Origin of the sequence: Comamonas piscis (assembly GCF_014109725.1) — a bacterium.
In the GTDB taxonomy this organism is placed as follows: Bacteria; Pseudomonadota; Gammaproteobacteria; order Burkholderiales; family Burkholderiaceae_C; genus Comamonas; species Comamonas piscis.
Window position 1 is genome coordinate 1,187,831 of the sequence record NZ_CP058554.1, and the last position, 22,249, is coordinate 1,210,079.

Consider the following 22,249-nt stretch of genomic DNA (forward strand, 5'->3'; position numbering starts at 1 on the left):
GGGCGATCCGCTGCGTTGTCTTCCTTGTCAATAGCTTGCTATTGACTGCAAAAGACGCCTTGCGTCTCATCCCGATCCGCGTCCATCCCGCTTGGCGAGGGTTCTGCAGAGGATCCTTAAGCATCTTTACTGGGCGGCGTTCTGCTGCCCGGTATCCTCTTCATCGTCCTCGGGAATCGCCGCAAAGCTGATGCCGCCGAGCAGGGCCATCACCAGCGCAAACAGGTAGACGGCATTGCTGATACCGAGGCTCAGGCTGTAGCCCCAGGAGATGACCGAGCACCAGATGCTGCCTTGGTACAGCGCGCCACAAGTCGACAGCGCGGGCATGTGTACATACCAGATGACGGCCACGGCAGCAAAGCCCAGCGCCGCGACCACACCCAGCGCATTGCGGTGGTAGCGCAGCATGGCGATCAGCGAGAGCGGCACCAACGCGCCCCAGACAAACATCATCAGCCAACTGGCCATGGGGGCCTGGGCCAGCCAGTTGGAGAGCGCTGGCCAGTGCAGCTGGGTCTGGATTAGCTGCAAGCCGTCGCGTACCAGCGGCAGCACCAGCGCGGCCAAGGCCACGCATAAAAGCACAATGCCCAGGCAGACCCGCTTGGCGCTGAAATGGCGCCGGTGGTGGCCTTCGCTGAGGGTGGAATGCAGTCCATGGTCATGGGTGATGACAGCCATCTTTGTCTCCTGTTGGAGGCTGTCATTGCGGGCCGCAGGCACCTTGCAAGGGGCCCACAGCGGGCATTGCAGCCCTGTTCTAAGGAACCGCATGCACGATGTGGCCTGTTGCAATGCGGCAGTCAAGGCGCAGAAGACGTTGGCTGATGGGCACAGCGCGTCTGCTACACCTTGTTTTCAATATAGACCTATTCAAAAGCTCTGGCTATAGGCGCAAGCCTTGGGCGGCTGGCTGCGTATATGTGAAAACTGCATGTGCAAGCGCATTTTTATTCGTGTCCCTGCAGCGCCTTGCGGCCTAAATTGGTGGCTATCCCCATCCATTTGACCGTAGAGGCTTTTTATGACGACAACCGATACCAGCCTGCCTGAGGTGCTGGAAACGGCCTGGAAAGCGGCGCAGCAGCAAGCGCTGGGCTATGCCGGCAGCGTGCCCCCGGTGGCGGCTTGGCAACTGGTGCAACAGCAACGGGCGGTGCTGGTCGATGTGCGCTCGGCCGAAGAGCGCCATTTTGTCGGCCATGTGCCCGGCAGCATCCATGTCCCCTGGGCGACCGGCACGGCGCTCACCCGCAACCCCCGCTTTGTGCGCGAGCTGGAAGCGCGCCTGGCCGCCCATGGCGGCAAGGAGGCGGTAGCTCTGCTGCTGTGTCGCAGCGGCAAACGCTCGGTGCTAGCTGCGCAAGCGGCCGAGGCCGCCGGCTTTCGCCATGTCTTCAATGTGCAAGAGGGCTTTGAAGGCGAGCTGGACGCGCAGCAGCAGCGTGGCCATGGCGATGGCTGGCGCTACCACCAACTGCTCTGGGTGCAGGACTGAGGCCCTGACCCATCCACAAGCGCACTTTGATCCTCCCACGAAGGTATTCCATGACCACCCCTTTCCCCATCCAAGAAGTGGCCGCAGAGCTGGCCGAGCAGCGCCGCCTGTGGCGTGATTCCCACCAGCGCAGCCAGGAGCCCGGTGGGCGCGAGTTTCCCTCGCGCGATGCGCTGGCGCAGACCCTGGGTTTGCTCAAGGGCGTCCTGTTTCCGATGCGGCTGGGCCCGCATGATTTGCTGCAGGAGAGCGAAGATTTTTATGTGGCCCATGCGCTGGATGCCGCCTTGCACCGGTTGCAGACCCAGATTGCGCTGGAGCTGCGCTACACCCAGCGCAGCCCGGCAGGCACCGATGAGCAGGCCCAGGCGCTGACGCGCCATTTCGCACTGGCCTTGCCAGGGATTCGCCGCCTGCTGGACAGCGATGTGCAGGCCGCTTACGAAGGCGACCCCGCCGCCCGCACCGTGGACGAGGTGCTGCTGTGCTACCCCGGCGTGCTGGCCTTGATCCACCACCGCATTGCCCACCAGCTCTATGTGCTGCAGCTGCCGCTGCTGGCCCGCATCGTGGCTGAGCTGGCGCACAGCGAGACGGGTATTGACATCCACCCCGGCGCGCAGATTAGCGAGGGCTTTTTTATCGACCATGGCACCGGCGTGGTGGTGGGCGAGACGGCGGTGATTGGCCGCAAGGTGCGCATCTACCAGGCCGTCACCCTGGGCGCCAAGCGCTTTGTGCAGACCGCGCAAGGCCATCTGCAAAAGGGCCAGCCGCGCCACCCGATCGTGGAAGACGGCGTGGTGATTTATGCGGGCGCGACCATTCTGGGCCGGGTCACCTTGGGCGCCGGCGCCGTCATTGGCGGCAATGTCTGGCTGACCCAGAGCGTGGCTGCGGGCGCCCATGTGACCCAGGCATCGCTGCAGGCCGCTGCTGCACTGCGGCGCAGCAACGAGCCCGCGTTGCCCGCTGAGGAGGCTGCGCTATGAATGATTTCCCCCACCATTTCGGGCTGGCCGTGCGCCGCTCACGCGAGGCCATGGGCTGGTCGCAAGAGCAGTTGGCCGCGCAGGCGGATTTGAACCGTTCCTATGTTGGCGAGGTCGAGCGGGGCCAGGTGGCAGTGTCGCTGGCCACCATCGGCAAGCTGGCCCAGGCGCTGCAGGTGGCGCAGTCCACCTTGGTGCAACGCGGTGAGGAGCTGCACCAGCACTACCTGGTGCGTGCCCAGCACATGAGCCGCTTGGCGGCGATAGCCGGTTGAGGCCCAAGCGCTGCAAAGCGATGATTTTCCTGTTCATTCACACGCGCAACTGGAGAGATATATGACAGCGAATGTAGGCGGCACGACCGCATTGGGCGACAGTGCTGCACGGCAGTTAGCCAACGCCACCAAGACCGTTCCTCAGTTATCCACTATCAGCCCCCGCTGGCTGACCCACCTGCTGCAATGGGTGCCGGTAGAGGCCGGTATCTACCGGCTCAACCAGGTCAAGAACCCCGAGGACATCCGGGTGGCCTGCACCGCCAAGACGCATGAGAACCAGCTGCCGCGCACCTTTGTTGAATACGACGCGCAGCCACGCGAATTCTTCCTGAACGCCGTCAGCACCGTGCTGGATGTGCACACCCGTGTGTCCGATCTGTACAGCAGCCCGCATGACCAGATCAAGGAGCAGCTGCGCCTGACCATCGAGACCATCAAGGAGAACCAGGAAAGCGAGCTGATCAACAACCCCGACTACGGCCTGCTGGCCCAGGTGACGGAAGAGCAGCGCATCTTCCCGCTGACCGGTGCGCCCACGCCTGATGACCTCGATGAGCTGCTGACCAAGGTCTGGAAGGAGCCGGCATTCTTCCTGGCCCATCCGCTGACGATTGCCGCGTTTGGCCGCGAAGCGACGCGCCGGGGTACGCCCCCTCCGACCACCAGCCTGTTTGGCTCGCAGTTCATCACCTGGCGTGGCGTGCCGCTGATTCCATCGGACAAGGTGCCGGTCGCAGATGGCAAATCCAAGATCCTGCTGCTGCGCGTGGGCGACAAGCGCCAGGGCGTGGTTGGTCTGTTCCAGCCCGGCTTGCCTGGCGAGCAGGGGCCGGGGTTGTCGGTGCGATTCATGGGCATCAACAACCATGCGATTGCCTCGTACCTGATCTCGCTGTACTGCTCGCTGGCGGTCCACACGCCCGATGCGCTGGCCGTGCTCGATGACGTGGAGATCAACAAGTACCACGACTATCCCGATACCTACAAGTGAGCAAAGGAGCCGCCATGGTGTCCGCCGTATCCGGGCCGCCCGATCCATCGGGCGCGCCCATCTCCCCCGCGCTGCTGGCGCAGATGGCGTCGGCGCTGTTTGCCGAGCGGCCCGCTGCGCCTGGCCTGCCGGGTCTGCCCGGCTTGCCGCCAGGTGTGCAGGCGCCTGTGAACATCGCGCCGCCTGGCTCACCGCTGGCCAGCCCGGCTGGCTTGGGCCCCAGCGTGCCAGGCACGCCTGTGCCCGCTGGCCTGCTGCCCGGTAGCAACCTGTTGCCGGCATCGCCTACACCCGTGCTGTCGCTGGCCCACCGCGCCCCGGCCTTGCTGCCCCATGCCGCCGCAGGCAATGGCGTGCCCGATACGCTGCACAGCGCGCTGCCCGCCTATGAGCCGCGCCTGGGCGGCCTGGTGCAAGGGGTGCCGCCAGCCAGCGCTGCATCTGCCAACCCCGTGCATGCCGCACCTGCACCCGCCTCCGCGTCCTCCCCGGGTAGTGGCTATTACTTTTTGCAGCCGCAGGCAGTTGCCCCGGCGAGTGATGGACCCTTGCAGGCGCTGGCTGACCAGGCCCGGCATGCGGCGCCCGACAGCCATCTGGCGGGCATTGATCTGCGCGGGCCCCGGGGCGCCAACACGGCTGCCCTGGACCAGCAGGGACCCAGCGCCGCGCCGCAGTACTACTTTGTGCATGCAGTGCCGCAGCCCAATGGCTTTGTCACGCCCGCCAAAGCGCATCCGCATGCTGATCACGCGCCGGCGGCTGCGCAGCAGGACGGCCATCCGGGCTTTGACATCCAGGCGGTGCGGCGTGATTTTCCGATTCTGTCCGAGCGCATCAATGGCAAGCCGCTGGTCTGGCTGGACAATGCCGCCACGACGCACAAGCCGCGCCAGGTGATTGAGCGCATCAGCCATTTCTATGCGCATGAGAACTCCAACATCCACCGCGCGGCACACACCCTGGCCGCGCGGGCGACCGATGCCTATGAGCATGCGCGTGAGGTGGTGCGGCGCTTTATCCATGCGCCCGATGCGCGCGAGGTGATCTTTGTGCGCGGCACCACCGAGGCCATCAACCTGGTGGCCAAGGCCTGGGGTGGGGCCAATGTGGGCGAGGGCGATGAGATCATCATCAGCCACCTGGAGCACCATGCCAACATCGTTCCCTGGCAGCAGTTGGCGGCGGCCAAGGGCGCACGGCTGCGGGTGATTCCGGTCGATGACCAGGGCCAGATCCGGCTCGATGAATACCAGAAACTGATCAACGACCGCACCAAGATCGTGGCCATCGGCCATGTCTCCAACGTGCTGGGCACAGTGGTGCCCGTCAAGCAGGTGGTGGAGATCGCCAAGCGCCGGGGCATCACCACCTTGATCGATGGCGCGCAGTCCATTGCCCACACCCCCGTCGATGTGCAGGACCTGGGGGCGGACTTCTTTGTCTTCTCGGGCCACAAGATCTTTGCGCCCACCGGTATCGGCGTGCTCTGGGGCCGGCGCGAGGTGCTGGAGGCCATGCCACCCTGGCAGGGCGGCGGCAATATGATTGCCGACGTGACGTTTGAGAAAACCGTCTACCAGCCCTTGCCCAACACCTTTGAGGCAGGCACCGGCAATATCGCCGATGCGGTGGGACTGGGTGCGGCGCTGGAGTACGTGGAGCGCATCGGCATCGCGCAGATCAGCCGCTATGAGCATGCGCTGGTGGACTATGGCATGGCCCAGCTGGCCAGCATTGAGGGGCTGCGGCTGATTGGCACCGTGCCCGGCAAGGCCAGCGTGCTGGCCTTCACCTTGGAGGGCTACAGCACCGACGAGGTGGGCCAGGCGCTGAATGCCGAAGGCATCGCCGTGCGCACCGGCCACCACTGCGCGCAGCCCATCCTGCGCCGCTTTGGGGTCGAGACTGCCGTGCGGCCCTCGCTGGCCTTCTACAACACCTTTGATGAGGTAGACCAGCTGGTGCGGGAGGTGCGCAAGCTGGCGGCGCGGCGGCGATGAGTGGGCCGATATAGCGGTTGGAGACGCAAAAGCGCCGGGCAAAACCCGGCGCTTTTTTCATGGGGCGCGCTGCGAACAGCTGCTTAGAGCTTGGTGACCGCGTCCACCACTTCCTTGACGCTCAGCACCTCAGACAGGATCTGCGGCGGCTTGCCGGGTGCATACAGCACATAGACCGGCACGCCGCTGCGGCCCAGCAGGTTCAGGGCCTGCGTGATCGCAGGGTCCTGGCGGGTCCAGTCGGCGCGCAGCAGGTTCACTTGTTTGTTCTCAAAGGCGGCGAGCACCTGGCTGTCGCTCAAGGTGGTGCGCTTGTTGTACTGGCAGGTGACGCACCAGGCAGCGGTGAAATCCACAAACACCGGCTTGCCGCTGGCATTGATCTCGCTGACCTTTTGCTCCGACCAGGGCTGCCAGAGCGCCCCGCTGGCCTGCTGGCCGGGTGCAGGGGCGGGCGTGGTCAGGTTGTGGCCCATGGCGCTGGCCAGGTAGAGGCTACCCGCCAGCGACAGCACCGCAAAGCCCCAGCGCGCGCGGCCTTGCAGACCGAGCGACCAGACCAGGGCTGCCAGCAGCACCAGCAGAGCCAGCAGGGTGGCTGCGCCATCGATCCCACTTTGCTGACCCAGCACCCAGACCAGCCAGACCACCGTGGCGAACATCGGGAAGGCCATCGCGCGGCGGAAGGTGTCCATCCAGGCGCCAGGGCGTGGCAGCCAGCGCACCACGGCAGGGATCCAGCTGGCCAGCAGATAGGGGGCGGCCATGCCCAGGCCCAGCGCGGCAAACACCAGCAAGGCCTCAGCGGCAGGCAGGCTGACGGCCAGGCCCATCGACGCACCCATGAACGGCGCCGTGCAAGGCGAGGCAATGGCAACGGCCAGCACGCCGCTCAGGAAGGCATTGGTGGTAGGGCTCTTGGCCTGCTTGCCCGCAAGGCTGCTGGGCACAAAGTTGCCAAACTCAAACATGCCCGCCAGGTTGAGGCCAATCACGGTAAACAGCGCTGCCAGTGCGGCAATGACCAGCGGCGACTGCAGCTGGAAGCCCCAGCCCAGCTGCTGGCCGGCCGAGCGCAGTGCCAGCAGCAGCGCGCCCAGCGCCAGGAAGGACAGCACCACGCCCGCGGTGTAGGCCAGGCCGGCATGGCGCTGCTCGCGCAGCTGGCTGCCGTGGGCCGTAAAGCCCAGCACCTTGAGCGCCAGGATCGGGAAGACGCAGGGCATCAGGTTCAGGATCAGACCGCCGATGAGCGCGCCGAGCACGGCCAGCCACAGGCTGCCGGATGCAGGTGGTGGGGTGGGGGCGGAAGACTGGGCATTCTTGGCCAGCGCAGCGGCCAGCTCGTGCGATACCTGGGCCACCGCAGCAGCCTGCCATTGGCCGCTGATGGGCGCCACGCTGCGCCAGCCGATGGCACCATCGACAGCGGTGTGGGCGTTGGTGGTCAACACCAGCGGAAGGTCATCCGGCGTCTGGCCCCGGTTGGCTGACAGCGGCACCACCGCTGTCCAGTCCGCGCCCTCCCATTGCTGCTGGAAGTCTTTGCCATCTTCCATCGCATGGTGCAAAGTGTCGGGGCTCTCGCTCAGCACCTGCAGGCTTTGTCCTTGCAGCGCAACGGGCAGGCCGGAGACGCGAAGCTTCAGCGTCTCACCATCGACGCTGGCCTGGCTGCTGCCTTGCAGTGCCACCGGCACCTGGGCCCGGGCTTTGGCAAAGGCATCCGCCAGCAGTGCAGTGCTGCTATGGGTGGGAATGGTCAGGCTGAACTGGCCTTCTTCGGGAATGCATTCAACGCGGCATATCAGCCAGTTCGCGTGCAGGCGCACCGTCACATCGCGGGCATCGGCTGAGAAGGTGCTGGGAATCTGCACGGTGACTGGCAGCAGCACCTGGCCTTCATAGCCATAGTTGACGAGGCTGCCAATGCGTATCGGGTGGGGGGTGGGCCAGGCGATTTCGCCGGCATCCCAGCTGGGCGGCAGCTGCCATTGCAGCTGGGTGGGCAGACCGGAGTCGCCCGGATTGACCCAGTACGTGTGCCAATCGGGTTGGTGGTCCAGCAGCAGTCCCAGGTCGATGGTCTTTCCGGGCTCAATGCCTTGGGGCGCCAGGGCCACCAGCTCGGCGCGCACGCGGGGGGTGGTCACCACATTGCTCGAGGCGGGACTGGAGGAAGCGCCGGTGGCCGTGTCCATCGCGGGGGCGCTGGTGCCGCTGCCGATCTGGAGCTTGATCTGGGCTTGGGCCTGGCCGGCAGTGGCGCAGAGCACGAGCAGAAGCAGCGTCAAAAAAAGCGCTTCGATCGAGCGGCGCATGGAAACATGGAGCATATCGCGTGGTACCTGAAAATCTGGCGGTGAGAGGACAGGATACGGAAAGAGGTTCCCGGATGATAGAACCTGTTGCAAGTCAGCGTAGGCCGTGGTGGCGCGTTTTTCGCGCCCGTGACATCGCGGTGCCAGACGCAAAAAGGCCGCTGCGGTGCAGCGGCCTTTGTCGGTGGAGCGGGGAGTGTGTGCGCCGCTCCAGGGACAAGATGCTGGCACGGCAAGTGCCAGCAGGTGGAAAGCTTATTCGCCTTCCAGGATCGAACCGTTGGCCAGGGCTTGGCGAGCAGCTTGGGTCACTTCAGCGCGGCTCAGTTGGCCCTTGCCCAGTTCGTAGGCGTTCATCGTGGATTGGTTGCCTTGGGCAATCATCATGTTGGTCTTGCGGGCTTCGACCAACTGGGCTTGCACATCAGCGCGGCTCACAGCGCTGGTAGCAGACGCTTGAGGAGCGACGGAGTGCTCACCTTCAAAGGGGTTGGCTTGAGCAACGGAGGCACCCAGGGCCAGAGTAGCGGCGATAGCGAGAATACGTGCGTTCATTTTTCTTTCCTTTGTGTTGCGTCCGGCCTGGTGGTCGATTCGCGTCGTCTTTTGCGGCGTCTGCAAACTTGTTGCTTGCGATGCAGCTTTTGGTAAACGATGGAATGAAGTTTATATTGGTATCTATCTTCGATAAATAGCTAAAAATCAAACGGATTGTTCCGAAATTCGATTGAATGAGCTTGGAACTTTTACAAATATGTGACAGCTAACCCTGGTATTAACCCTAAATTAGGGTATTTACCACGGGTATAAGTTATCTATGTTTATTGAAAATAAAGAAGATAAAAACTATCGATTCGATAGCCTTATGTTGGCGGAATGCAATTGGGGCAGTTGGTCTTGCCCAAAGCCGGGCAGGTCAAGAGGCCCTCTTGCGCAACCTGCTTTGCCTCGGGTTTGCCATCCGTGCGGGCATAGACGCCTCGGGGACAGCGCTGCGCAAGCGCTTGACGAGAGAGCAGAACAGCTGTGCAACCATGCCGCCATAGCGCATGCGAATGCATCTATTGCTGGCCAGTATTAGACAGCTAGACCAGCGCTGCCCACAATGGGCTGATAACTACGGAATGAAACAGGAGACACAGCCATGGACATGATTGAGCGCCGCCACTTCCTCACTACCCTTGCGGCCGCCGCGGGCGCCGCCAGCGTGCCGCAATGGGCGCAGGCGCAAACGGCCTACCCCAACAAGCCGGTGCGCGTGATCGTGCCCTTTGCCGCAGGCGGTACGACCGATGTGGTGGCCCGGTTGGTGATGCAGAAGATGGGCGAGCTGATGAAGGGCACCTTTGTCATCGACAACCGGGGCGGTGCCAACGGCATGATCGGCACCGGCGAAGTAGCCCGCGCACAGGCTGATGGCTACACCCTGCTGTTCAACACCGCCGGTGCCCAAACCCTGAGCCCGGTGATCTACAAGGCGCCCTATGAGGCGGCCGCCAGCTTTGCGCCGGTGGCCAAGGTCTGCTCGGTGGGCTTCATCATCATTGCCCGCAAAGATCTGCCTGCCAACAGCTTGCAAGAGCTGATAGCGCTGGCGCAGAACAAGGACAAGCCGCTGACGGCCTCGTCGGGCAGCGCCATCATCAACCTGATCACCGAGCAGTTCAAGCATGTGATCAAGGCACCGCAGATCATCAATGCCCAGTACAAGGGCACCAGCCCGCAGATGCAGGCTGTCGTCTCGGGTGAGGTGGATTTCTCCTTCGACTCCTTTGCTGCGGTGGAGATGATCAAGGCCGGCAAGGTCAAGGCACTGGCGGTGGTGCTGCCCCAGCGTGCCGCGTCCTTCCCCGATGTGCCCACCCTCGTCGAGCTGGGCATCAAGGACATGGAATTCAGCTCCTGGGCGGGCTTGCTCGCCCCCAAGGGCACGCCTAAGGAGATCGTCGCTGCGCTGTCGCAGAACATCGACAAGGTCATGCAGATGCCCGATGTGCTGGCCAAGCTCAAGCAGTACGACTACATCCCCGTGAAGACCACGCCCGAGGTGTTTGCCCAACAGATCCAGGCGGAAACCGACCGCTGGAAACAGGTGGTCAAGGAAACCGGCTTCAAGATCGAATAAGCGCAGCGGCCTTCTCTGCTGCGCTCAGGATTGCCCTGAAGCAGCGCCCACAAAAAAAGCCACCGGCATCACAACCGGTGGCTTCGCCGTTGGGGCCTGCAGGTTCTACTGCTTGCGTGCGGCAATCGCCTTTTCTGCTGCGGTGACCAGGTCGGCGCCCACTTGCTGCTTCCACTTGTCATACACAGGGCGGGTGGCCTTCACAAAGGCTTCGCGCTCGGCCGCGCTCAGCTCGGTGACCGTCACGCCATTGGCGCTCAGTTCTTTGACGAGGGGCTTGCCCGCTTCGATCATGCCTTTGCGCGCGATGGCGATCTCTTCCTGGCCGGCTTCGATGGCGGCCTGGCGCACGATGTCCTGGTCGGCCTTGCTCCAGCTGGCCCAGATGTCCTTGTTCACGACAAAGATCAGCGGGTCGTTGATGTAGCCCCAGAGGGTCAGGTACTTCTGGCCCACGGTGTTGAGCTTGGCGGCCTGGTAGACGGCAACCGGGTTCTCCTGGCCGTCCACCGCGCCGCTGGCCATCGCAGGTTGTGCGTCGGCCCAGCTCATCTGCGTGGGGTTGGCGCCCAGCGCGCTGAAGGTGTCGACGAACAAGGGCGAGCCGACCACGCGGATTTTGAGGCCCTTCATGTCGGCGGGGGTCTTGATCGCATGCTTGGAGTTGGAGATTTCGCGGTAGCCGTTCTCACCCCAGGCCAGGGGCACCACACCGGCTTTTTCCAGGCGGGTAAACAGGCGCTTGCCGGGTTCGCCCTGGGTCAGCGCATCGGCTGCGGCATAGTCGGGCATCAGGAAGGGCAGCGCAAACAGGTTCAGCTCCTTGATCTGGGGCGACCAGTTCAGGGTGGAGCCCACGGCCATGTCGATCACGCCCTGGCGCAGTGCCGAGAACTCCCGCGTCTGGTCGCCTTGCACCAGCGATACGCCCGGGTAGAGCTTGATGTTGATACGGCCCTGCGTGCGCTCGCGCACCTTGTTGGCCCAGATCTCGCCGCCCTTGCCCCAGGGGAAGGCGGGGCCCAGCACCAGCGACATGCGGTATTCGCTTTTGTAATTGCCCTGGGCCTGCACGGCAGGCGCGGCAAAGCTCAGCGCCGCGGCAGCAGCCAAGGCAGTGGCAAGGAATTGACGGGTTTTCATGGTGTTGTCTCCGGGTGGTTCAAGGGGAAATTATGCAAATCCTGGGCGCTGGATGCAGACCTTCTTGCCTGCACCCAGAACCGGCTCCAATCAGTAGCCCAGCTTGGCGGGCAGCCACAGCGCAAGTTGCGGGAAGGCGATGACCAGCACCATCACGCAGAACATCGCAAACAGCATCCAGCCGACCCAGCGCACGGTCGATTCCATGCGCACGCCAGCGATGCGGCAGCTGACCATCAGGTTCACTGCCAGCGGCGGGGTGAACTGGCCAAGCGCCACCTTCAAGGTGAGGATCACGCCAAACCAGACGGGATCCCAGTTGTAGTGCTGCATGATGGGCAGCAGCAGTGGCACAAAGATCAGGAAGATGGAGATGCCGTCGAGGAACATGCCGACGGTGATCAGCATCAGGATCAGCAGCGCCATCACCCCCCATTCGCCCAGACCCGAGTTGACGATGGCCGTCGTGATCGGGTCGATCACGCCCAGGGTGGACAGCGAGAACGCAAAGATGCCGGCGAGCGAGACGACGATCAGGATCACCGCTGACAGCTCACCCGCTTCGCGCAGGATCGGGAACAGATCGCGCAGGCCAATCGTGCGGTGTACGACCATGCCCACGAACAGGCCGTAGAACACTGCTACCACGGCCGCTTCAGTCGGCGTGAACCAGCCCATGCGCATGCCGCCCAGAATCAGCACCGGCGCGGCCAGGCCCCAGGCCGCTTCGCGCAGGCTTTTCCAGAACTCGGGCCGGGGCAGGCTGGCCTCCAGCGCGCCCATCTTGTGCTTGCGCGACATCCAGACGGCCGGAATGATCAGCGCCAGGCCCGCCAGAATGCCCGGGATCATGCCGGCCGCAAACAGCGCAGGCACCGAGGCACCGGGCACCAGCACCGAGTAGATGATGAAGGCGACGGATGGCGGAATCAGGATGTCGGTGGCTGCAGCGGCCCCGACCACGCTGGCCGAGAAGCTGCCCGGGTAACCGGCGCGGCGCATGGCCGCAATCATCACGCCGCCGACGGCCGCTGCATTGGCGGGGCCGGAGCCGGAGATGCCACCCAGAAACATGGCGACGGCAATGGCCACCAGCGGCAGCATGCCCGGGCCGCGCCCCACAATCGCCACGGCAAAGTTGACCAGCCGCAGCGCAACGCCCGAGCGGTCAAAAATCGAGCCGACCAGCACAAACATCGGAATGGCGAGCAACGGGTACTTGCCCAGGCCGGCGTAAAAATTTTGCGGAATGGCGAGCAGGCCAAACCATTGCGCATCGGCATTGGCCAGCGCAATGGCCACGGCGCCGGCCAGGCCCAGCGCGGCGCCAATCGGCACGCCCAGCAGCATCAAAGAGATAAAGCCGATAAACAGCAGGGCGACAATCATGCCTGCTCCTTGGCTGTAGCATCGCTGCCTTCGGAGTACACATGGGCAAAGCTGGCGCGGCCCTGGCGCAGATACAGGCCCAACGCGCGCAAGGTGATCAGCGCCGAGAACACCGGCAGCCAGATGGAGTACCACCACTGTGGTACGCCAATGCCCGGCGAGGTCTCCTCGTAGCGGTAGTCGTCATACACCACACGGATGCTGAGCACGCAGATCAGCGCAAACAGCAGGGCCACCGTCAAAGCGCCAAAGCGGGCAAAGGCCTTGCGGCGGCGCGCATCGCCGCGCTCGGCAAAAAACTCGATGCGGATATGCAGGTTGCGCGCCACGGCGGCCGAGCCGGCGACCATGGCCAGCAAGATCATCAGGAACACGGAGATCTCTTCGGTCCAGGCAAAGGAGCCATCGGTGAAATAACGCACGATGACATTGCCAAAGGTGATCAGCGCGAGCAGCGCCATGATCAGAACCGTAAGCCAGTCTTCCAGCCACAGCCCTCTGGCGGGGGCGGGCTCACTGGGGAGGGTGGCGGGCAGGTCAGCGCTGCTGCCGCCCGGGGAATGAGGGGAGGGTGATGCCATAACAACCGGTAGCGAGACGGCTCGGCAGAGCCAAGGGTGGATGCGAAAAAACACAAACCGCCTTGTGGGCGGACCATCGGTATCGGATAGATCGGTATCTGCGGCAGGTGCCGCGCATGGCAGGTGGGCCAGTGGGGCCCGATTATGGCCTTGATCAGGGGGCTTGCAAGCCATCCTTTTCCCGGGGATGGGCTGCCGCAGTCGCGCTTGTTGCGGGCGCTGGCCACCCATCTGGCCCGCCAACTTGCAGCAGACGTCCATTGGCGTGTGGATAATGCGCGGATGGAAACCAAGTGGCTTGAAGATTTTGTGAGCCTGGCCGAAACGCGCAGTTTCAGCCGGTCGGCGCAGTTGCGCCATGTCACCCAGCCGGCATTCTCTCGGCGGATTCAGGCGCTGGAGTCCTGGGCAGGGGCAGATCTGGTGGACCGCAGCTCCTACCCGACGCGGCTCACGCCCGCTGGCAAGACCCTGTACAACCAGGCCATCGAGATCCTGCAGGCGGTGCAAAGCACGCGCGCCATGCTGCGGGTGCACTCGTCTTCGGGCAAGGACATCATCGACTTTGCCGTGCCCCACACACTGGCGTTCACCTTTTTCCCCACCTGGGTGTCCGGCCTGCGCAATGATTTTGGCCTGTTCAAGAGCCGCTTGATTGCGCTGAATGTGCATGATGCGGTGATGCGCCTGGTCGAAGGCGGCTGCGACCTGTTGATTGCCTACCACCACGAATCTCAGCCGATCCAGCTGGACCCGCAGCGCTATGAGATGGTGAGCCTGGGCCGCGAGGTGATGGCGCCGTACTGCAAGCCGGGGCTTGATGGCTTGCCGCTGTTCCCACTGCCTGGAGCCGCTGAAGTGCCTTTGCCCTTTCTGGGTTATGCGCCGGGGGCTTACCTCAGCCGGGTGACCGACCTGGCGCTGAAGCAGGCGCCTGAGCCCGCTTATCTGGACCGTGTCTACGAGACCGACATGGCCGAGGGTCTCAAGGCCATGGCGATCGAAGGCCATGGCCTGGCCTTTTTGCCGCAGAGCGCTGCCAAGAAGGAGCTCAAGGCCAAGAAGCTGGTACGTGCCGATCACCCGAGCTTGACCCAGTGGGAAGTGGCGATGGATGTGCGCGCCTACCGCGAGAAGCCACAGTCCAGCGATGCGGTCAAGACCGCAGCACAGGCGCTGTGGGACTACTTGGTGGCTCGCAACCCTGCACATAATTCATGACATCAATAAGAATATCGATATGTTGGATTTGCAGGGTAATTTCTAATATGCGGTATGAAATTTCTGTGCAATGCTTGCGGATTGCTCGTGTTGCAGTCGGTTAGATGTACGTGATTTGTTCGAAAAAGGCTATGAATTGTTAGCAATTCATTGGTAATTTTCCGGATAATTGCCGAGGCCAGTCATCTGGCATTATCTGGACGGACTGCACAATACGTAGCGTGTCAGTTGTCGCTTTGGCGTCTGTTGGGGCTCATAGGCGACTGCTTAATTGATTTTTCTGGAGGTCTGATGATGAAGAAACATTTGCTGGCTTTTGCGGTCGCAGCGGTTGCTGCAGGTAGCGCGTTTGCGCAAGCTGGCGATACGCTGGCCAAGATCAAGTCTTCGGGCAGCATCACGCTGGGTGTTCGCGAATCCTCCGGCCTGGGCTACACCTTGGGCAACGGCAAGTACGTCGGCTTCCACACCGAAATGGCAGAAAACGTTGTGAGCGATCTGCAAAAGCAACTCGGCCTGGCCAAGCTGGACATCAAGTACCAGCCCGTGACCTCGCAAAACCGCGTGCCTTTGGTGCAAAACGGTACCGTGGATCTGGAGTGCGGCTCGACCACCAACAACCAGTCGCGCCAAAAGGATGCTGCTTTCGCCTTCACCACCTACGTGGAAGAAGTGCGCATCGCGGTGAAGGCCAACTCCGGCATCACCGGCATCAAGGACCTGAACGGCAAGACCCTGGTGACCACCACCGGTACCACTTCGGTGCAGACCCTGCGCAAGAACAAGCGCGCGGATGGCCTGACTTTCAAGGAAGTCATGGGCAAGGACCACGCTGACAGCTTCCTGATGCTGGAATCCGGCCGCGCTGACGCGTTCGTGATGGACGGCTCCATCCTGGCTGCCAACATCTCCAAGTCCAAGGCACCAGCTGACTACAAGGTCGTTGGCGAAGTGCTGTCGGTCGAACCTATTGCCTGCATGCTGCGCAAGGACGACGCCGCCTTCAAGAAGGCTGTGGACGATTCCATCGTGCGCCAGATCAAGGATGGCTCGCTGGAAAAGCTGTACGACAAGTGGTTCATGCAACCTATCCCTCCTAACAACGTGAAGGTGGGTCTGCCACTGTCGGCCGCTACCAAGGACGCTTGGGCCAACCCGAACGACAAGCCTATGGAAGCCTACGAAGTCAAGTAAGCACACCACTGAGGTACCGCCCTTCCAGCCTGGGGTTTGGGGGGGCGTTTTTGTTGGTACTGGTTTTTGAGAGTGGAAGCCAGTCGCCAAACATTGCTACAAAGACAAAAAAAGAGGTAGTCCTATGAATTGGGATTGGCAAGTATTTTGTGAAGACACGATTGAGCGCCAGGTCGTGCAGGGCTGTTTCGGTAAAAACGGTGATGTCACGTATCTGGACTGGTTGTTGTCTGCGTGGGGATGGACTATCTCTGTCTCCTTGTGCGCGCTGGTGATTGCGCTGGTGGTGGGCTCCATCGTCGGCACCCTGCGCACGCTGCCTGACCGCCCCTGGACCGTGCGTCTGGGCAATGCCTGGGTGGAGTTGTTCCGCAACATCCCCTTGCTGGTACAAATTTTCCTGTGGTACCACGTCGTGCCCGCCATCTTCCCCGCACTGAAGCAAGTGCCTGGGTTCCTGCTGGTGGTGCTGGCGCTGGGCTTTTTTACCTCGGCGCGTATCGCCGAGCAACTGCGTGCCGGTATCTTGGCGCTGCCCCGTGGTCAGCGTTATGCAGGCATGGCTCTGGGTTTCACGACCTTCCAGTACTACCGCTATGTGCTGCTGCCGATGGCCTACCGCATCATCATCCCGCCGCTCACCAGCGAGTCGATGAACATCTTCAAGAATTCGTCGGTGGCGTTTGCCGTGTCGGTGGCTGAACTGACCTTGTTCGCGATGCAGGCGCAAGAGGAAACCTCGCGCGGTATCGAGGTCTACCTGGCGGTGACCGCGCTGTACATGATCTCGGCCTTCGTGATCAACCGCATCATGGCCTTCATTGAAAAGAGAAGCCGCATCCCAGGCTTCATTGCCGCAGGCGGATCGGGAGGTCACTGAGATGAATTTGAATCTTGATTTTTCGTTCTACAACTGGGACCTGATCCAGAACTTCGTCATCAAGGGCCTGGTGTTCAGCGTGATGCTGACCATCGTCGCGACCTTGGGCGGTATCTTCTTTGGCACCTTGCTGGCGCTGATGCGCCTGTCGGGCAAGAAGGCGCTGGTGGTGCCTGCCACCATCTACGTCAACGGCATGCGTTCCGTGCCACTGGTGATGGTGATTCTGTGGTTCTTCCTGCTGGTGCCTTTGCTGATCGGCAAGCCCATCGGGGCGGAGATGTCGGCGGTCATCACCTTTGTGGCGTTTGAGGCGGCCTACTTCTCCGAGATCATGCGGGCTGGTATCCAGTCGATTCCGCGTGGCCAGGTGTATGCCGGCCAGGCTGTGGGCATGACCTATGGCCAGAACATGCGTCTGGTGGTGCTGCCCCAGGCCTTCCGCAACATGCTGCCGGTGCTGCTGACCCAGACCATCATCTTGTTCCAGGATACGTCGCTGGTCTATGCCATCGGCGCCTACGACATGCTCAAGGGCTTTGAAGTGGCGGGCAAGAATTTCGGCCGTCCGGTCGAGGCCTATCTGGCTGCTGCCGTGCTTTACTTCATCATCTGCTTTACGCTGTCGTGGTTCGTCAAGCGTCTGCACAAGAAGATCGCCATCATTCGCTGATGCTGCAATACAAAGGATATCCAAATGATTGAAATGAAGAATGTCTCCAAGTGGTATGGCAGCTTCCAGGTGCTCAACGACTGCTCCACCAGCATCTCCAAGGGCGAAGTGGTGGTTGTGTGCGGACCATCGGGCTCGGGCAAGTCGACCCTGATCAAGACCATCAATGCGCTCGAACCCATCCAGAAGGGTGAAATCTGGGTCAACGGCACGGCCATCCACGATCCCAAGACCGACTTGCCCAAGCTGCGCAGCACCGTGGGCATGGTGTTCCAGCATTTCGAGCTGTTCCCCCACCTGTCGGTAACCGAGAACCTGACCATCGCCCAGATCAAGGTGCTGGGCCGCAGTGCGGACGATGCCAAGGCCCGTGGCCTGAAGATGCTGGACCGCGTGGGCCTGATGGCCCACAAGGACAAGTTCCCAGGTCAGCTGTCTGGTGGTCAGCAGCAGCGCGTGGCCATTGCCCGTGCGCTGTCGATGGATCCGAGCGTGATGCTGTTTGACGAGCCCACCTCGGCGCTCGACCCTGAGATGGTCGGCGAAGTGCTGGACGTGATGATTGGCCTGGCCAACGAAGGCATGACCATGATGTGCGTGACGCATGAAATGGGCTTTGCCAAGAAGGTTGCCAGCCGCGTGATCTTCATGGATGTCGGCGGCAAGATCCTGGAAGATTGCTCCAAGGAAGACTTCTTCGGCAACCCCGATGCGCGCCAGCCGCGAACCAAGGACTTCCTGAGCAAGATCCTGCAGCACTGATTGCAGCGTATCTCGCACACGACCATGGCCGCTAATGCGGCCATTTTTTATGGGCGGATTGTTGGAGTGGGAAAGGGGGCTGACCCGCCATGGACAGGCGGGTGCCCTGAGGCTGGACGGCGCGCGCTGCGGGTTAGCGCGGTGTCAGGAGGCTGGGGCCGCAGAACGCGGCCCCGGAATCATCAGTTGTCGAACTTGTCGCTGGGGAAGCGCAGCATGTCGGTGAGCAAGTAGGACATGGGCACATTCAGTGCAAAGCCCTTGCCCGGCAGTGGCGACTCGAACCACTTCTTGTACAGCCGGGTGATCTCGAAGTTCTGCGAGAGGTTGCGCATTTCCGCGTCGAACACCTTCTTCATGCGCACATCGCTGTCGCGCATCATCAGCGACAGCGGCTCGATCGACATCAGCTTGCCAATCAGCTTGACCTGCTCGGGCTTCTCGGCTTGGGCGCGGTGGGCTGCGAGCAGGATGTCGTCCATCAACCAGACATCGGCCGTGCCGCCTTGCACCGCCTTGAAGCAGTCGTTGTGGGTGAGGCATTCGCTGTGCTGGATCTTGAGGCCGTTGACGGCCACGCGGCGCTCCAGCACCTGCAGCGAGGTGGTGCCCTTGGTGGTGATCACGCGCTTGCCCGAGAGGTCATCCACATCGTTGATGCCGCTGTCAGACTTGACCAGCATGCGCACGCCGGCAATGTAGTAGGGCAGGCTGAAGGACACATGCTTGCTTTCGCGCCGGTCCTTGGTGTTGGTGGTGTTGCTGCAGTCCACGTCAATGGCGCCACTGGCCAGATCGGTAAAGCGGGTCTGTCCGTTGATGGCGCGGTACTGGATGTCCAGCTTGGCCAGGCCCATGTTCTGCTGCAGTTTTGCGATGAGTGCCTGGCAGATGTCGATGGCGTAGCCCACCGGTTTCTTGGCCTCGCCCATCTCGTAGGCAAACGGCAGTCCGTCCGGGCGGTAGCCCACCGTAATGCGCTGCGACTCCTTGATCTTGTCCCAGTTGTCGGGCAAAGGGGTCTGAGCCAGGCTGCTGCTGGCAAGGCACAGCAGCACAGCGCCGCGAAAAATATGGTTTAGCCACATGTTGCACAGTCCTTGATTAAGAATTCCTACGACTAACAATGATACGCATAGAGACTGTCTGCTCAATGAGAGCCTACCCTTAACATTGCGTTACTTTTTCCACAATGCTCGGCGACCGTGATGACGCCCGCATGACCGGTGCGACAATATCGGGATGAGCACCGCAACCTCCTCCATCAGCATCCTCCGCCCCGACGATTGGCACATTCATCTGCGCGATGACGCCGCCCTGGCCACTACAGTGGCCCATGCCGCGAGGCAGTTTGCCCGTGCCATCGTCATGCCCAACCTCAAGCCCCCGGTCACGACCGCCGAGCTGGCCCTGGCCTACAAGGCGCGCATCGTGGCGGCCATCCCCCAGGGTTTGACGTTTGAGCCGCTGATGACCTTGTACCTGACGGACAAGCTGGCGCCTGAGGAGATCGTGCGGGCCAAGGCCGCTGGCGTCGTGGCCTGCAAGCTCTACCCGGCCGGCGCCACCACCAACAGCGACCATGGCGTCACCGATATCCGCAAGATCTACCCGACCCTGGAGGCGATGCAGCGCGAAGGCATGCTGCTCTTGGTACACGGCGAGGTGACCGGCAGCGAGGTGGACCTGTTTGACCGCGAAGCGGCCTTTATCGACCAGCACATGCTGCCACTGCGCCGCGATTTCCCCGAACTGAAGATCGTGTTCGAGCACATCACCACGCGCGAAGCGGCCCAGTACGTGACCGAGAGCGACCGTTTTGTCGGCGCCACCATCACGCCCCAGCATTTGCTGTTCAACCGCAATGCCATCTTTACCGGCGGCATCCGCCCGCATTACTACTGCCTGCCGGTGCTCAAGCGCGAGGAGCACCGCCTGGCTCTGGTGCAGGCCGCCACCAGCGGCAATGCCAAGTTCTTCCTGGGCACCGACAGCGCCCCCCATGCCGCCCAGCTCAAAGAACACGCCACTGGCTGCGCCGGCTGCTACAGCGCCCATGCTGCGATCGAGATGTATGCCGAGGTGTTTGACAACGCTGGCGCGCTGGGCAAGCTCGAAGGCTTTGCCAGCCTGCATGGTGCCGATTTCTACGGCTTGCCGCGCAATACGGACCGCATCACCTTGGTGCGCGAATCCTGGACCCCGCCCGAGTCCTACCCCTTTGGCCAGGCGGATTTGAAGCCGCTGCGCTCGGGTGAAGCGCTGCCTTGGAAGCTGGCAGGCTGAGCGTTTTGATCATTTGATGCGTGGATAACCGCCAGGCCACTGCAGGTGACCCGCCTGAGCAAGGCTGGTCATCGCTCGACTGGCAGGCGCCCTGGTTGCAGCCCTACGAGGCGTTGGGCCTGCAGATACGCCAGCTGGATTGGCAAAGCCTGGCCATGCCCGATCTGCTCAACCGCCTGGGCGACTGCGGTCGGCGCTTTGTACCGCAGTCCGCCCTGCCGCCGGGCGAGGCCTACGAAGGCTTTATCGCACGCAGCGGCTGCGTGCCCACCCGCGAACATATGCACGATGGGCTCAACGGCCTGGTCTGGCAGCGCTTTGCGCGCACCAAGGCGCGGCTCAATGCCTTACAGGCCCAGGCGATTGACGAGGCAGGCGGTGTGGGCGCCCGCCGGGGCCCCTTGCGCGATGCGCTGACCCTGTTTGACGAAAACGGCGCGGTGCTGCTGGCGCCCGATGCCCTGTGGCAGGCGCTGCGGCTGCGCCAATGGCAGCGCTTGTTTGTCGAGCTGCGGCCGCTGTGGCATCAGGCGCAGCTGATCGTCGTCGGCCATGCGCTGCTCGAAAAGCTCATCAGCCCCAGAAAACCAATCACCGCACATGTTTTTTGCCCTCCACGGCCTTTGCGGATCGTGGACAATATCGACGCGGTCATCGCCGCCTCTCTGGATGCTGTTCATCTGGCTGGCAAGCCTTTTACGCCACTGCCGGTGATGGGCATCCCGGGATGGAGCCAGGAAAACCAGCATTTTTCCTTCTACGATGACCCAGACGTATTTCGCTCGGCCCGACGGCCACAAATATCATAAGCACCAGCCGTCGCCACAAAGTGTGGGTAAGGTCTTGAATTAGCAAGACATTGCCCCCAGCTATCGAGCACTGTGTTCCCCTCCTTGGAGAATCAAACCCCATGAAACGAATGTTCCTTTTTCTGGCGACCAACATCGCCGTCGTTGTGGTGCTCGGCATTGTTGCCAGCCTGCTCGGTGTCAACCGCTTTTTGACGTCCAATGGCCTGAACCTCGGGGCCCTGCTGGGCTTTGCTTTCATCATGGGTTTTGGCGGCGCCATCATCTCGTTGCTGATGAGCAAGCCCATCGCCAAGATGAGCATGGGCGTCAAGATCATCAACGAGCCCCAAAGCGCGGATGAAGCCTGGATCGTCGAGACCGTGCGCCGCTTCTCCGACCAGGCCGGCATCAAGATGCCCGATGTCGGTATCTACGAAGGCGAAGCCAATGCCTTTGCCACTGGCGCCTTCAAGAACTCGGCGCTGGTCGCCGTCTCCACCGGGCTGCTGCAAGGCATGACCCGCGAAGAGGTCGAGGCCGTCATCGGCCACGAGGTGGCCCACGTTGCCAATGGCGACATGGTCACCATGGCGCTGATCCAGGGCGTGATGAACACCTTTGTGGTCTTCCTCTCGCGCGTCATCGGCTATGCAGTCGATTCCTTCCTGCGCCGCAATGACGAGCAGAACTCCGGCCCCGGCATTGGCTACATGATCACCACCATCGTGCTCGATATCGTCTTCGGCTTCCTGGCCGCCATCATCGTGGCCTGGTTCTCGCGCCAGCGCGAGTTCCGCGCCGACGCCGGTGCTGCGCGCCTGATGGGCCGCAAGCAGCCGATGATCAATGCGCTGCACCGCCTGGGCGGCATGCACCCCGGCACCCTGCCGCAAAGCATGCAGGCCATGGGCATCACCGGCAGCCTGGGCAAGCTGTTCAGCTCGCACCCACCGATTGAAGAGCGTGTGGCTGCGCTGCAAAACAACCAAGTGCAATAAGCCTCGGCTTTTCACCCTCTCAAAAAGCACTGCCTCGGCAGTGCTTTTTTGTGGGCGCCAGTGCAAGCGGATCGGCGCGGTGTTGGCCAGAGCGCTCCGGCTTTTACCGGCGATTTACGC

21 protein-coding genes are annotated in these 22,249 nt (G+C 62.4%); 14 read left to right on the plus strand and 7 right to left on the minus strand.

Translation table 11 applies throughout. From position 1 onward, the window contains the following. Nucleotides 1-126: 126 nt before the first annotated feature. Nucleotides 127-684 carry a hypothetical protein gene (locus tag HS961_RS05360; protein WP_182326720.1) on the minus strand — a complete coding sequence of 186 codons (558 nt, stop codon included), beginning with the start codon at nucleotides 682-684 and terminating at the stop codon, nucleotides 127-129. A 343-nt stretch (nucleotides 685-1,027) separates the two neighbouring features. On the opposite strand from HS961_RS05360, the gene HS961_RS05365 reads away from it, so the two are divergent. The 5 genes from HS961_RS05365 to HS961_RS05385 all read left to right on the plus strand — a co-directional run bounded on the left by HS961_RS05365 (nucleotide 1,028) and on the right by HS961_RS05385 (nucleotide 5,765). Further along, entirely contained in the window at nucleotides 1,028-1,501 is a 474-nt protein-coding gene (locus HS961_RS05365; RefSeq protein WP_182326721.1) for a rhodanese-like domain-containing protein, read from the plus strand. Nucleotides 1,502-1,551: 50 nt separating this feature from the next. Then, nucleotides 1,552-2,493 (plus strand): serine O-acetyltransferase EpsC, encoded by a 942-nt coding sequence (epsC, locus tag HS961_RS05370; protein WP_182326722.1) that lies wholly within the window; start codon nucleotides 1,552-1,554, stop codon nucleotides 2,491-2,493. After that, nucleotides 2,490-2,768, plus strand: a complete 279-nt coding sequence (locus tag HS961_RS05375) for a helix-turn-helix domain-containing protein (protein ID WP_182326723.1) — start codon at nucleotides 2,490-2,492, stop codon at nucleotides 2,766-2,768. Before epsC ends, HS961_RS05375 begins: the two co-directional genes overlap by 4 nt. 61 nt (nucleotides 2,769-2,829) lie before the next feature. Continuing rightward, nucleotides 2,830-3,762: a family 2A encapsulin nanocompartment shell protein gene (locus HS961_RS05380; protein WP_182326724.1), complete on the plus strand. Its 933-nt coding sequence runs from the start codon at nucleotides 2,830-2,832 to the stop codon at nucleotides 3,760-3,762. Between the two features lie 14 nt (nucleotides 3,763-3,776). Then, nucleotides 3,777-5,765 (plus strand): family 2A encapsulin nanocompartment cargo protein cysteine desulfurase, encoded by a 1,989-nt coding sequence (locus HS961_RS05385; protein WP_182326725.1) that lies wholly within the window; start codon nucleotides 3,777-3,779, stop codon nucleotides 5,763-5,765. Between the two features lie 83 nt (nucleotides 5,766-5,848). Here HS961_RS05385 and HS961_RS05390 read toward each other — a convergent pair whose 3' ends face one another. Then, nucleotides 5,849-8,101 carry a protein-disulfide reductase DsbD family protein gene (locus HS961_RS05390; protein ID WP_412101629.1) on the minus strand — a complete coding sequence of 751 codons (2,253 nt, stop codon included), beginning with the start codon at nucleotides 8,099-8,101 and terminating at the stop codon, nucleotides 5,849-5,851. Nucleotides 8,102-8,341: 240 nt separating this feature from the next. Beyond that, complete coding sequence (locus tag HS961_RS05395) at nucleotides 8,342-8,641, minus strand: DUF4148 domain-containing protein (RefSeq protein ID WP_182326726.1); 300 nt, start codon at nucleotides 8,639-8,641, stop codon at nucleotides 8,342-8,344. A 589-nt stretch (nucleotides 8,642-9,230) separates the two neighbouring features. On the opposite strand from HS961_RS05395, the gene HS961_RS05400 reads away from it, so the two are divergent. Further along, nucleotides 9,231-10,211, plus strand: a complete 981-nt coding sequence (locus HS961_RS05400; protein ID WP_182326727.1) for a Bug family tripartite tricarboxylate transporter substrate binding protein — start codon at nucleotides 9,231-9,233, stop codon at nucleotides 10,209-10,211. A gap of 105 nt (nucleotides 10,212-10,316) precedes the next feature. On the opposite strand, the gene HS961_RS05405 is transcribed toward HS961_RS05400, so the two are convergent. The 3 genes from HS961_RS05405 to HS961_RS05415 form a co-directional block, all read right to left on the minus strand. Continuing rightward, complete coding sequence (locus tag HS961_RS05405) at nucleotides 10,317-11,354, minus strand: DctP family TRAP transporter solute-binding subunit (protein WP_182326728.1); 1,038 nt, start codon at nucleotides 11,352-11,354, stop codon at nucleotides 10,317-10,319. 90 nt (nucleotides 11,355-11,444) lie between these two features. Continuing rightward, nucleotides 11,445-12,743 carry a TRAP transporter large permease gene (locus HS961_RS05410; RefSeq protein ID WP_182326729.1) on the minus strand — a complete coding sequence of 433 codons (1,299 nt, stop codon included), beginning with the start codon at nucleotides 12,741-12,743 and terminating at the stop codon, nucleotides 11,445-11,447. Continuing rightward, the gene (locus tag HS961_RS05415) at nucleotides 12,740-13,324 is read right to left on the minus strand and encodes a TRAP transporter small permease (protein WP_182326730.1); all 585 of its coding nucleotides are present in this window, start codon (nucleotides 13,322-13,324) and stop codon (nucleotides 12,740-12,742) included. Before HS961_RS05415 ends, HS961_RS05410 begins: the two co-directional genes overlap by 4 nt. A 282-nt stretch (nucleotides 13,325-13,606) precedes the next feature. On the opposite strand from HS961_RS05415, the gene HS961_RS05420 reads away from it, so the two are divergent. The 5 genes from HS961_RS05420 (at nucleotide 13,607) to HS961_RS05440 (ending at nucleotide 18,054) form a co-directional block, all read left to right on the plus strand. After that, nucleotides 13,607-14,545, plus strand: a complete 939-nt coding sequence (locus HS961_RS05420) for a LysR substrate-binding domain-containing protein (RefSeq protein ID WP_182326731.1) — start codon at nucleotides 13,607-13,609, stop codon at nucleotides 14,543-14,545. Between the two features lie 294 nt (nucleotides 14,546-14,839). Continuing rightward, nucleotides 14,840-15,739 carry an amino acid ABC transporter substrate-binding protein gene (locus tag HS961_RS05425; RefSeq protein WP_182326732.1) on the plus strand — a complete coding sequence of 300 codons (900 nt, stop codon included), beginning with the start codon at nucleotides 14,840-14,842 and terminating at the stop codon, nucleotides 15,737-15,739. Nucleotides 15,740-15,863: 124 nt separating this feature from the next. Next, entirely contained in the window at nucleotides 15,864-16,619 is a 756-nt protein-coding gene (locus HS961_RS05430; RefSeq protein ID WP_182326733.1) for an amino acid ABC transporter permease, read from the plus strand. 1 nt (nucleotide 16,620) lies between these two features. Further along, nucleotides 16,621-17,292, plus strand: a complete 672-nt coding sequence (locus HS961_RS05435) for an amino acid ABC transporter permease (RefSeq protein WP_182326734.1) — start codon at nucleotides 16,621-16,623, stop codon at nucleotides 17,290-17,292. Between the two features lie 24 nt (nucleotides 17,293-17,316). Continuing rightward, nucleotides 17,317-18,054: an amino acid ABC transporter ATP-binding protein gene (locus tag HS961_RS05440; protein WP_182326735.1), complete on the plus strand. Its 738-nt coding sequence runs from the start codon at nucleotides 17,317-17,319 to the stop codon at nucleotides 18,052-18,054. Nucleotides 18,055-18,236: 182 nt separating this feature from the next. Here the strand turns inward: HS961_RS05440 and HS961_RS05445 are convergent, their stop codons facing one another. Next, the gene (locus tag HS961_RS05445; protein WP_182326736.1) at nucleotides 18,237-19,142 is read right to left on the minus strand and encodes an amino acid ABC transporter substrate-binding protein; all 906 of its coding nucleotides are present in this window, start codon (nucleotides 19,140-19,142) and stop codon (nucleotides 18,237-18,239) included. A gap of 154 nt (nucleotides 19,143-19,296) precedes the next feature. Between HS961_RS05445 and pyrC the strand changes: the two genes are divergently transcribed. From pyrC to htpX, 3 genes are all read left to right on the plus strand, one after another. Further along, nucleotides 19,297-20,340 carry a dihydroorotase gene (gene pyrC, locus HS961_RS05450; RefSeq protein ID WP_182326737.1) on the plus strand — a complete coding sequence of 348 codons (1,044 nt, stop codon included), beginning with the start codon at nucleotides 19,297-19,299 and terminating at the stop codon, nucleotides 20,338-20,340. A gap of 20 nt (nucleotides 20,341-20,360) precedes the next feature. Beyond that, nucleotides 20,361-21,149: a DUF3025 domain-containing protein gene (locus tag HS961_RS05455; RefSeq protein WP_238347802.1), complete on the plus strand. Its 789-nt coding sequence runs from the start codon at nucleotides 20,361-20,363 to the stop codon at nucleotides 21,147-21,149. A 101-nt stretch (nucleotides 21,150-21,250) separates the two neighbouring features. Beyond that, entirely contained in the window at nucleotides 21,251-22,129 is an 879-nt protein-coding gene (htpX, locus tag HS961_RS05460; protein WP_182326738.1) for a protease HtpX, read from the plus strand. Nucleotides 22,130-22,249: the final 120 nt, after the last annotated feature.

Coding starts and splice junctions, on each gene's coding strand:
- HS961_RS05360 (WP_182326720.1), bottom strand. CDS start 684: ATGGCTGTCATCACCCATGACCATGGACTGCATTCCACCCTCAGCGAA.
- HS961_RS05365 (WP_182326721.1), top strand. CDS start 1,028: ATGACGACAACCGATACCAGCCTGCCTGAGGTGCTGGAAACGGCCTGG.
- epsC (WP_182326722.1), top strand. CDS start 1,552: ATGACCACCCCTTTCCCCATCCAAGAAGTGGCCGCAGAGCTGGCCGAG.
- HS961_RS05375 (WP_182326723.1), top strand. CDS start 2,490: ATGAATGATTTCCCCCACCATTTCGGGCTGGCCGTGCGCCGCTCACGC.
- HS961_RS05380 (WP_182326724.1), top strand. CDS start 2,830: ATGACAGCGAATGTAGGCGGCACGACCGCATTGGGCGACAGTGCTGCA.
- HS961_RS05385 (WP_182326725.1), top strand. CDS start 3,777: ATGGTGTCCGCCGTATCCGGGCCGCCCGATCCATCGGGCGCGCCCATC.
- HS961_RS05390 (WP_412101629.1), bottom strand. CDS start 8,101: ATGCTCCATGTTTCCATGCGCCGCTCGATCGAAGCGCTTTTTTTGACG.
- HS961_RS05395 (WP_182326726.1), bottom strand. CDS start 8,641: ATGAACGCACGTATTCTCGCTATCGCCGCTACTCTGGCCCTGGGTGCC.
- HS961_RS05400 (WP_182326727.1), top strand. CDS start 9,231: ATGGACATGATTGAGCGCCGCCACTTCCTCACTACCCTTGCGGCCGCC.
- HS961_RS05405 (WP_182326728.1), bottom strand. CDS start 11,354: ATGAAAACCCGTCAATTCCTTGCCACTGCCTTGGCTGCTGCCGCGGCG.
- HS961_RS05410 (WP_182326729.1), bottom strand. CDS start 12,743: ATGATTGTCGCCCTGCTGTTTATCGGCTTTATCTCTTTGATGCTGCTG.
- HS961_RS05415 (WP_182326730.1), bottom strand. CDS start 13,324: ATGGCATCACCCTCCCCTCATTCCCCGGGCGGCAGCAGCGCTGACCTG.
- HS961_RS05420 (WP_182326731.1), top strand. CDS start 13,607: ATGGAAACCAAGTGGCTTGAAGATTTTGTGAGCCTGGCCGAAACGCGC.
- HS961_RS05425 (WP_182326732.1), top strand. CDS start 14,840: ATGAAGAAACATTTGCTGGCTTTTGCGGTCGCAGCGGTTGCTGCAGGT.
- HS961_RS05430 (WP_182326733.1), top strand. CDS start 15,864: ATGAATTGGGATTGGCAAGTATTTTGTGAAGACACGATTGAGCGCCAG.
- HS961_RS05435 (WP_182326734.1), top strand. CDS start 16,621: ATGAATTTGAATCTTGATTTTTCGTTCTACAACTGGGACCTGATCCAG.
- HS961_RS05440 (WP_182326735.1), top strand. CDS start 17,317: ATGATTGAAATGAAGAATGTCTCCAAGTGGTATGGCAGCTTCCAGGTG.
- HS961_RS05445 (WP_182326736.1), bottom strand. CDS start 19,142: ATGTGGCTAAACCATATTTTTCGCGGCGCTGTGCTGCTGTGCCTTGCC.
- pyrC (WP_182326737.1), top strand. CDS start 19,297: ATGAGCACCGCAACCTCCTCCATCAGCATCCTCCGCCCCGACGATTGG.
- htpX (WP_182326738.1), top strand. CDS start 21,251: ATGAAACGAATGTTCCTTTTTCTGGCGACCAACATCGCCGTCGTTGTG.